10 protein-coding genes are annotated in these 9,339 nt (G+C 70.4%); 2 read left to right on the top strand and 8 right to left on the bottom strand.

Translation table 11 applies throughout. From position 1 onward, the window contains the following. Positions 1 to 282: 282 nt before the first annotated feature. Positions 283 to 852: a TIGR03086 family metal-binding protein gene (locus ACWEF6_RS42340; protein WP_449688107.1), complete on the bottom strand. Its 570-nt coding sequence runs from the start codon at positions 850 to 852 to the stop codon at positions 283 to 285. Between the two features lie 34 nt (positions 853 to 886). Between ACWEF6_RS42340 and ACWEF6_RS42335 the strand changes: the two genes are divergently transcribed. Then, complete coding sequence (locus ACWEF6_RS42335) at positions 887 to 1,747, top strand: AraC family transcriptional regulator (protein WP_449688110.1); 861 nt, start codon at positions 887 to 889, stop codon at positions 1,745 to 1,747. A gap of 129 nt (positions 1,748 to 1,876) precedes the next feature. On the opposite strand, the gene ACWEF6_RS42330 is transcribed toward ACWEF6_RS42335, so the two are convergent. Then, complete coding sequence (locus tag ACWEF6_RS42330; RefSeq protein WP_449688106.1) at positions 1,877 to 2,227, bottom strand: histone-like nucleoid-structuring protein Lsr2; 351 nt, start codon at positions 2,225 to 2,227, stop codon at positions 1,877 to 1,879. Positions 2,228 to 2,372: 145 nt separating this feature from the next. Further along, on the bottom strand, positions 2,373 to 3,884 hold the full coding sequence (gene lysS / locus ACWEF6_RS42325; RefSeq protein ID WP_310969046.1) for a lysine--tRNA ligase: 1,512 nt from the start codon (positions 3,882 to 3,884) through the stop codon (positions 2,373 to 2,375). A 77-nt stretch (positions 3,885 to 3,961) separates the two neighbouring features. On the opposite strand from lysS, the gene ACWEF6_RS42320 reads away from it, so the two are divergent. Beyond that, the gene (locus ACWEF6_RS42320) at positions 3,962 to 4,714 is read left to right on the top strand and encodes a methyltransferase domain-containing protein (RefSeq protein WP_449688105.1); all 753 of its coding nucleotides are present in this window, start codon (positions 3,962 to 3,964) and stop codon (positions 4,712 to 4,714) included. Between the two features lie 6 nt (positions 4,715 to 4,720). Here ACWEF6_RS42320 and ACWEF6_RS42315 read toward each other — a convergent pair whose 3' ends face one another. The 5 genes from ACWEF6_RS42315 to ACWEF6_RS42295 form a co-directional block, all read right to left on the bottom strand. Beyond that, positions 4,721 to 5,497 (bottom strand): type III pantothenate kinase, encoded by a 777-nt coding sequence (locus ACWEF6_RS42315; protein ID WP_449680293.1) that lies wholly within the window; start codon positions 5,495 to 5,497, stop codon positions 4,721 to 4,723. A 5-nt stretch (positions 5,498 to 5,502) separates the two neighbouring features. Beyond that, complete coding sequence (gene panD, locus ACWEF6_RS42310; RefSeq protein WP_449688104.1) at positions 5,503 to 6,000, bottom strand: aspartate 1-decarboxylase; 498 nt, start codon at positions 5,998 to 6,000, stop codon at positions 5,503 to 5,505. A 9-nt stretch (positions 6,001 to 6,009) separates the two neighbouring features. Beyond that, positions 6,010 to 6,915: a pantoate--beta-alanine ligase gene (gene panC / locus ACWEF6_RS42305; RefSeq protein ID WP_449688103.1), complete on the bottom strand. Its 906-nt coding sequence runs from the start codon at positions 6,913 to 6,915 to the stop codon at positions 6,010 to 6,012. Beyond that, complete coding sequence (locus tag ACWEF6_RS42300; protein ID WP_449688109.1) at positions 6,912 to 7,871, bottom strand: Rossmann-like and DUF2520 domain-containing protein; 960 nt, start codon at positions 7,869 to 7,871, stop codon at positions 6,912 to 6,914. Before ACWEF6_RS42300 ends, panC begins: the two co-directional genes overlap by 4 nt. An 89-nt stretch (positions 7,872 to 7,960) precedes the next feature. Continuing rightward, positions 7,961 to 9,064 (bottom strand): PrsW family intramembrane metalloprotease, encoded by a 1,104-nt coding sequence (locus tag ACWEF6_RS42295; RefSeq protein ID WP_449688108.1) that lies wholly within the window; start codon positions 9,062 to 9,064, stop codon positions 7,961 to 7,963. Positions 9,065 to 9,339 lie beyond the last annotated feature (275 nt).

Here is a 9,339-nt window from a genome sequence, read left to right as displayed (position 1 = left end):
CGGCTCTCTCACAGATCATGGGCTTCGACAACCACATGATCACCAGAGCGGGCCGTGCCTGCCTGCAACGACACGACTTTGCCGGAACCCTGCCGCTCCCAGGGGGGCGTCCCCTTGGCCAGTCTATCGGCGGCCGGCGACAGAACCCGCCGATCGCCGCCCGCGGGCCGGAGCTGTCCACACCTCGGCCGACTTGGGGACAACTCCCGTCCGGCGAGGCCCAGCGCCCGCCCCAGCGGCGGCAAGCGCGTCACCAGCGGAGTGCGACCAGCGGAGGCCGGCTCAGGCCGTCCAGCCCGGATCCCGCCCCGCGGCCCCCAGCGCCCGCTCCAGCGGCGACGCACCCGCCCCCACCGCCACCTCAGGCCCGTAGACCCCCATCGAGCGCGCCTGGTCGCCCATCGCCACCGCCGACTCGTACACCGCCGTCGCCGCCTCCGGGGCGTACGCACACTTGGCCCCGCTCGCCCGGGCCAGGTCCCAGCCGTGCAGCACGAACTCGCCCAGGACCATCGACCCCACCACCGATGCCGGCATCGGAGCCGAACCCAACGACGTCGTCCCCGTCCAGGCCGATGGCTCCTCGAACACCGAAACCAGCGTCTCCGTCTGCTTCTCCAGGTCCGCCCGCCAGTCGTCCTTCACCAGGGCCGCCTCCACCTCGCCGGTCAGCGGGGCCGGTGGGTCCAGGCGCCGGCCCGCCGCGATCAGCCAGGGGCCCCAGTACAGGAGGTGGTTGATGAGCCCGCGGACGTCGTAGCCCGCGCACGGGGTCGGGGCGCTCAGGTCCGGAACCTCGGTCGCGATCCGGAGGAACTCGGCCGCGGCCGGGCGCATCAGTGCAGCAGTCATGCCGGTGATCCAAACTCCCGGCGAAGACCGCGTCTTGTACGAACGCGACAGCTACCGTGAACCCGTGACGCACCGGATCCCGCGCGGCATCGTGGCCGAGGCCACCGCGCGCACGATGTTCACGCTGACCCGGCACCCGCCCGCGCCGGAACTCGCTGAATTCGTCGAATACCACTGGATCCTGCGGTGGGACCTGCGCGGCAAACCGCCCTACGAGCAGCGGGTGCTGCCGAACCTCTCGGTGCACGTCACGTTCTTCCCGGGCGCCTCCGGCGTCCACGGCCCGGCCCGCGACGTCTTTTCGCACCGCTTGACCGGCCACGTCCAGGGCTTGGGCGTGCGATTCCGGCCGGGCACCTTCCGCGCGTTCCTCGGGAGCCCGGTACGTGACATCGCCGATCGCACCGTCCCACTCACCGACGTTTTCGGGCCGGCGGCCGTGGCGGTCGCGGAATCGGTGCAGAACGCCGACGGAGATGCGCAAATGGCTCGTGCGGTCGACAACTTGCTGATCGCAAATCCCGGGCCGCTGTCTCCCGCCGCGCGCGAGGCCGCGGAGGCGGTGGAATCAATCGCGCGGGATCCGGGAATTACCCGGGTGGCGCAACTGTGCGCGGATACTGGACTAACCACCCGCTCCATCCAGCGCGTGTTCGCCGAACACGTCGGTGTCCCGCCCAAGTGGGCGATCCGGATATACCGCCTCAATGACGCAGCGCAGCGGCTCGTCACAGAAGGAGATCCCGATTACGCCGGTCTGGCGGTTCGACTGGGCTATAGCGACCAGTCGCACTTCATCCGCGATTTCCGGACGGTGACCGGCCAGTCGCCTGCCGAGTACGCCCGAACCGCCCGCGGTGCCACCGAACGGGAACCGGACAGCAATCGGACATGAAGAAAGCCGCCGGGCGAATATTCGCCCGGCGGCTCTCCGAAACCCCGCGTCGACGCCACTGCCGAGGCCGGCGCAAACTGCTGGTCAGCGACCTGCAGCCGGCCGGTGCGACGGCGGCGTGAACAATCCTCAGTTCTGCTTGTGGTAGGCCTCGACGACCTCGGAGGGGATACGGCCGCGGTCGGAAACCGCGTATCCGTTCTTGCGCGCCCACGACCGGATGGCCTGGTTCTGCTCGCGGTCGACGGCGGCCGGACGAGCCGAACCCTTACCCGCGACCGGACGGACCGAAGCGCGCTTGCGACCGCCCGCACGACGCGCGTGCTCGACATACTGAGCGAGCGCGTCCCGCAGCTCCTCGGCGTTTTCCGAGGAGAGATCGATCTGGTAGCTGACTCCGTCCAAACCGAACTCGACGGTCTCTTCCGCCTCACTGCCGTCGAGGTCGTCGACCAGCGAGACGAGCACCTTCTGTGCCATCCGATTCCTCCTGCGGGGCTTACTCAATGATCTGGTACGGGGCAAGCCCCGGGACAGAAGACTTTGTCTAGAACATTAGTACCCGCTTCTGCAGTGCAGCGCAAATCTCATTGGCATAACCGCCCGCTATCCTCACACGGCCGGGTTATTCGGGTCGCACCAGCGGGAAGAGGATCGTCTCCCGGATACCGAGACCGGTCAGCGCCATGAGGAGCCGGTCGATCCCCATTCCGACGCCACCGCTCGGCGGCATTCCGTACTCCAGGGCCCGCAGGAAATCCTCGTCGAGCCGCATGGCTTCGCTATCGCCCTGCGCGGCCAGCAGCGACTGTTCGGTGAGGCGTTCCCGTTCGACGACCGGATCGACCAGCTCGGAGTATCCGGTGGCGAGTTCGAATCCGCGCACGTAGAGGTCCCACTTCTCGGCCACGCCGGGCCGCGAGCGGTGCTGCCGCGTCAATGGCGACGTCTCCAGCGGAAAATCACGGACAAACGTCGGTGCGTGCAGGTGATCTCCGACGAGGTGTTCCCACAGTTCCTCGACGAGCTTCCCGTGCCCGAGCTTCGGATCCACTTCCAGGCCCCTGGCCTGCGCGAATCCGTGCAGTTTGGCGGCCGGCGTCTCCGGCGTCACCTCTTCGCCGAGGGAATCGGACAACGACTCGTACATTCCGAGCGTGGTCCATTCGCCGGACAGGTCGTACTCCGAACCGTCCGGCAGCGTGACGACCTGCGTGTCCAGCACCGACTGCGCGGCCTCCTGGATCAGCTGCCGCGTCATCACCGCGTTCGTGTCGTAGGTGGCGTACGCCTCGTAGTACTCGAGCATCGCGAACTCCGGCGAGTGCGACGAGTCACTGCCCTCGTTCCGGAAGTTGCGGTTGATCTCGAAGACCTTCTCGATGCCGCCGACGACGCAGCGCTTGAGGTAGAGCTCCGGCGCGATCCGCAGGAACAGCTCCATGTCGAACGCGTTGGAGTGCGTGACGAAGGGGCGGGCGGTGGCGCCGCCGTGCAGCGTCTGCAGCATCGGCGTCTCGACCTCGGTGAACCCGCGGCGGTGGAACGACTCCCGCAGCGACCGGACCACGCCGGCCCGCGTGCGCACGACGTCCCGCGCCCGCGGCCGCATGATGAGGTCGACGTAGCGCTGGCGGACCCGCGTCTCCTCGGCCAGGTCCTTGAAGGCGTTCGGCAGCGGGCGCAGCGCCTTCGACGTGATGCGCCAGGCGTCGGCCATCACCGAAAGCTCGCCGCGCTTGGACGTGATGACCTCGCCCTGCACGAACACGTGGTCGCCGAGGTCGACGTCGGACTTCCAGGCCGCCAGCGCGTCCTCGCCGACCTTGGCCAGGCTGATCATCGCCTGCAGCTCGGTGCCGTCGCCTTCGCGGAGGCTCGCGAAGCACAGTTTGCCCGTATTGCGGAGAAACATCACCCGGCCGGTGATGCCGACCTGCTCGCCCGTGGCGGTGTCGGCGGGCAGCCCGGAATGCGCGGCGCGCACCTCGGCGAGCGAGTGCGTCCGGGGTACCTCCACCGGGTAGGGATCGATACCCTCCGCGAGGATCCGGTCGCGCTTCTCCCGGCGCACCCGCATCTGCTCGGGCAGTTCGTCTTCGGCGGGCTCGCTGGTGGAAGCGGGGTTTTCGGTCATGGCCCATAGGGTACGAACCCGGCGGACCGCTACGCCAACCGGATTACCTTTACCTTTTCTCGATTAGCCTGGACAGCGTGAGCGATCCCACCCGAGGTCAGCGCGCTTCTTCCTTCGGCAGCCGGGCCGCCGAGTACGCCCGGCACCGGCCCGGCTACCCGCGGGCCGCGATCGAGTGGGGTCTTTCCGGAGCGGCCGGCACCCCGCGCCGGGTGCTCGACCTCGGCGCCGGAACCGGCAAGCTCACCCTCGGCCTCACCGCGCTCGGGCTCGACGTCACCGCGGTCGAACCCGACCCGGAAATGCGCGCGGAACTCGAGCGGGCGGTGCCGTCGGTGCCGGCCCTGGCCGGGCAGGCGGAACGGATCCCGCTGCCCGACGCCGCCGTCGACGCGGTTTTCGTCGGCCAGGCGTTCCACTGGTTCGACATGCCGGTCGCGCTGGCGGAGATCGGCCGCGTGCTGCGCCCGGGCGGCGTGTGCGTGCCGATGTGGAACTACGAGGACGAATCCGTGCCGTGGGTCGCCGAGTTCACCACCCTGGGCCGCGACGGCGCCCGCCGCCCGGCGAGCATCGAAGATATGCGCGAAGTGACGCACCCGGCCTTCGAATCATTCGAAAGCGATCGGTTTCACCATACGCAACGGCGCACCGCGGAGACCCTGCTGGAAACGATCGCGACGTATTCGAAGGTGATCGTTTCGGCCCCGGAGGAGTCGGCGGCCCTGCTCGGCCGGCTCCGGAAGTTCCTGGCCGCCAATCCGGCCACCGCGCACGGCGAGTTCGACCTGCCGCTGGTCACCACGGTCTTGCGCGCGCGACGGCGGTGAGGGGGTTCAGGGCCGGATGTTGCGCTCGTAGGCCAGCCGCAGGCCGAGCAGCGTCAGCTCCGGGACGTGGTCGGTGATCGTCTCCGACTCGTCCAGCACCAGCGGGGCCAAGCCGCCCGTGGCCAGCACGGCCACCTTCTCCGTCCCGCCCGGCGACAGTTCGCGGACGATCCGGCGCACCAGGCCGTCGACCTGGCCCGCGAAGCCGTAGAGGATCCCCGACTGCAGGCACTCCACCGTGTTCTTGCCGATCACCGACCGCGGCGGGACCAGTTCGACCTTCCGCAGCGCCGCCGCGCGCAACGCCAGCGCGTCCACCGAAATCTCGATCCCCGGGGCGAACGCGCCGCCGAGGAACTCGCCGCGGGCCGAGATCGCGTCCACGTTGGTCGACGTGCCGAAGTCGACCACCACGCACGCCGTGCGGTGGAGGTGGTGCGCGGCCAGCGTGTTCACCAGCCGGTCCGCGCCCACCTCCTTCGGGTTGTCCACCAGCAGCGCCACGCCCGTGCGCACGCCCGGCTCGACGACGATCTTCGGGATCCGGGCGTAGTACCGGCCGAGCATCACGCGCAGTTCGCGCAGCACCGCCGGCACCGTCGACAACGCGCTGATCCCGGTCACGGCGTCCGCGTGCGGGCCGAGCAGCCCGCGGACCGTCAACGCCAGCTCGTCGGCGGTGATGCGCGCGTCCGTGCGCATGCGCCAGTCGCCCACGAGGTCGGTCCCGGACCACAGGCCCAGGACGATGTTCGTGTTGCCGACGTCGACGGTGAGCAGCAAGCGGGTCAGCTTTCCGCGTGCAGCAACGCGTCGAGGCGGCGGGCGTCCGCCGTCTCGGCGACCGGGAAGATCGCGGTCTCCTCGTCCGCTGGCAGGGTCACCGTGCCGGACAGCAGCCCGGACCCTTCCGGCGCGTGGCCGGGGTCGGTGTGCCGGTGGACGATCCGGTTGTCCGCGTCGACGAACACCACGCGCGGCTGGTAGGTCGCCGCCTCGGCGTCGTCCATCTGGCCGTACGAGATGAGGATGACCAGGTCACCCGGGTGCACCAGGTGCGCCGCGGCGCCGTTGATGCCGAGCACCCCGCTGCCGCGTTCGCCCTTGATGACGTAGGTCTCCAGCCGGGCCCCGTTGGTGACGTCCACAATGGACACCTGTTCCCCCGGCAGCAGGTCCGCGGCCTCCATCAGGTCCTCGTCGACCGTCACCGAACCGACGTAGTGCAGGTCGGCCTGGGTCACGGTGACCCGGTGGATCTTCGACTTGAGCATCGTGCGGTACATCGTGGACTCCTATTCCCCTGCGTCCAGCCGCTCCGGGTGCTCGACGGCAGCGCCGAGCAGCACCGGAACGTTGTCGATCAGCCGGGTACTCCCCACCCGGGCCGCGATCAACAGTCGTGCTTCACCATCGACGGGCGCGGGCCCGAGGTCGGTTCCCCGCAACTCCAGGTAATCCACCTCGACCGCGGGCCGCGCGGCGAGGGTCTTCCACGCGGTCTCGAGGACCGCCTCCGCCCCGTCCCGGCCGACGAACGCCCCCGCGGTGAGGGCGGCCGACAGGACGATGGCGTCTTCGCGCTGCTCAGGCGTCAGGTAGACGTTGCGCGACGACAGGGCGAGCCCGTCCCGCTCCCGCACGGTCGGCACGCCGATGACGCGCGTGTCGATGTTCAGATCGCGCACCATCCGCTTGATCAGCACCAGCTGCTGGTAGTCCTTCTCGCCGAAGAAGGCGTAGTCCGGGCGCAGCAGGTTGAACAGCTTCGCCACGACGGTGAGCACGCCCGCGAAGTGCCCGGGCCGGACGGCACCTTCGAGTTCTTCGCCGAGCGGTCCCGGGTGGACGGTCACCACGGCGCCTTCGGCGTAGAGCGCGTCGGCACTGGGCGTGAACGCGATTTCGATGCCGTCCTCGCGCAGGATGTCGAGGTCGGCCTCCAGCGGCCGCGGGTACGCCTCGAAGTCTTCGCCCGCGCCGAACTGCAGCGGGTTCACGAAGATCGAGGTGGCCACGACGGTGTTCGGCAGCCGCTTCGCGCGGCGGATCAGCTCGCGGTGCCCGGCGTGCAGCGCACCCATGGTCGGCACGAGCGCCAGCTTGCGGCCGACGCCGTGCAACGCCCGGCTGACCTGGCTCACGTGCTCGGGCGACGCGAACGCGTTCAACGTGCCGCGGCTGAATTTCGGTGTGGTCACTGGTCTTGGTGCCCTTCGGCGGGATCGTCGAGGAGTTCGGTGAGGTCTTCGGCGGCCGCGGTGTCCAACAGCCCGGCCGCCGTCGAACGCGCCACCGTGCGCTTGGCCAGCGCCTGGTAGGCCGGCGCCACGTCCGGCGCCCGGTCCGCCAGCACCGCGAGGTGCTTGCGGACGGTGCCGAGATCGCCACGCGCGACCGGGCCGGTGAGGGCGCGGTCGCCGTGTCGCAGCACATTATCCAATGCCGCCGAGAGCAGTGGTGCGACCAGGCGTTCGGAATGCCCGATTCCGGCCTGGCGCAACAGGTCCGCGCAGTCGGCGACCAGCGTCATCAGGTGGTTTGCGCCGTGCGCCAACGCAGCGTGGTAGAGCGCTCGCGCGGAGTCGGGGATCCGCACCGGCTCGGCACCCATCTCGACGGTCAGCGCCTCGCCGACGTGCCACGCCGCTTCGTCGTCCTCGGCCGCCGTGACGCCGATGCTGCACGCCGCCAGCCGTTCGAGGTCCTCCTCGCGGCCGGTGAACGTCATCACCGGGTGCAGGGCGAGCGGCAGGGCGCCGGCCTCGGCCGCGGGGGCCAGGACGTCGATGCCGTGCGCTCCGGAGGTGTGCACGACGATCTGGCCGGGCCGCAGCGACTCGGTGGCGACGAGCCCGCGGACCATCCCGGCGAGCGCGTCGTCGGGCAGGGCGAGCAGCACCAGGTCCGCCCGGCGGACGGTTTCGTCGGGCGGTACGAGGGGCACGCCGGGGAGGAGGCGTTCGGCACGGGCCAGCGACGAAGCGGACAGGCCCGACGCGGCGACCACCCGGTGCCCCGCCCGGCCCAGCGCGGCGCCGAGCACGCTGCCCACCCGGCCGGCGGAAACGACACCGACCGCGAGGCGGGCGGGCCTCATCATGGCGTGCGCCTGTGGACGCTCATGGTTGGCAGACTCCCTCTGCTCTCGTTCCAGTCCCGCTCCGGGTACCGGACGACGGCGCGAGACTAACTCGGGCGAGCGGGCGCCGTTGAGCCCGGGTGACCAGCTTCACCCGGACCGGGTCACCCGCGGGCGGCCTCGTCGGCGAGGCGCGTCGCCTCCGCGCGGGCGGCCTTCAGGGTGTGCAGCAGCTCCTGCTGGCGCTGCCGGTCGGCGTCGCTGGTGAGCTGGTGCCGGTCGAGGAACGCGAGCTCCGTCACGCTGGCCTGGTAGACGGCGACGGCCTTCGCCGCCTGCTTGCCGGACTGCCGTTTCGCCTGGCGGCGCCAGGCCCGCCGGCCGGGCAGGCTGGCGAGCAGTTCGACCTCCGACGGCGCGATCCACCGCGCGGCGGCCATGTGCGGCAGCGCGGCGGCGATGATCCGCTGTTCCCGTTTCCGCTGGAGGACGACCAGGTACACCACGCCGAGGAAGAGCGGCAGCATGATCAGGAAGTAGACGGTGAGGAACTTCGACCCGCCGAGCAGCGCGGCGCTGTTCCACAGGGCGTGCAGGCAGACGGCGGCGAGGTACCCGGCGACCGGCGCGACGAACTTGAGCGCCTTGGTCGTCGTCCGCGCGGCGATGCCGATCCCGATGCCGGTGAGCACGGCGAACAGCGGGTGGGTGAAGGGCGCGAGCACGCCCCGCAGGAAGAAGGCGGTGATGACGCCCTGGCTGTGCCCGTCACCGAAGCCGTAGTCAGCGAAGGCGCGCCCGAAGTAGTAGATGTTCTCGGTGAAGGCGAACCCGGCGGCGCTGAACCCGGCGTAGACGACCCCGTCCACGACGCCGTCGAACTCGCTGGACCGCCGCCACAGGATGAGCACGACGAAGAGGGCCTTCGCAGCCTCCTCGAAGATCGGGGCGGAGACGAGCGCGGCGAGGGTGTTGCCGTTGCCGGTGCCGAGCAGCTCTTCCCCGACGGCCTCGGCGGTGGTGTTGATGAGCAGCGCGGTGACGGTCGCGATGCAGGCGCCCCAGGCGAAGGCGAGCAGCAGGAACTTGGCGGGCTCAGGCTCCCACCGGTCGACCCAGAGGAACCCGGCGACCACGCCGGCCACGGGCACGAGCGCGGCGAGGACGCCGATGGTGACGGCGAGCGGGCCCACCCGCGCGGTGGCGAGCCCGAACAGGAACAGGCCGCACAGGGCCACCACGATGAGGCCGAGCACCGGCAGCAGCACGGTGACCCGGCGAGGCCGCCGTCCGCGATCAAGTCCCGTCGCGGGCGAGAGGGTTCCGCTCACAGCGGGTCACCCTACGCAAGTGGCCACGGGGACCGGAATGCCGCCTCAGCTCCGACGGCCCGCCGACGCCGGCCATCCGCCCCGCCCAAGCGCCCCAATGTGGCGGGGGGGGGGGGGGGGGCGCGCCCCCCCCCCCCACGGGCGCGGGGAAGGCCACACCCCACCACACCTGGCAGACTAAAAGCAAACACTCAAAACCCAAAAACAAAAAA

It is taken from the genome of Amycolatopsis sp. NPDC004772 (assembly GCF_053601215.1).
The sequence above is the reverse complement of the archived record's forward strand: the minus strand, read 5'-3'. Positions and strand labels throughout refer to the sequence as shown.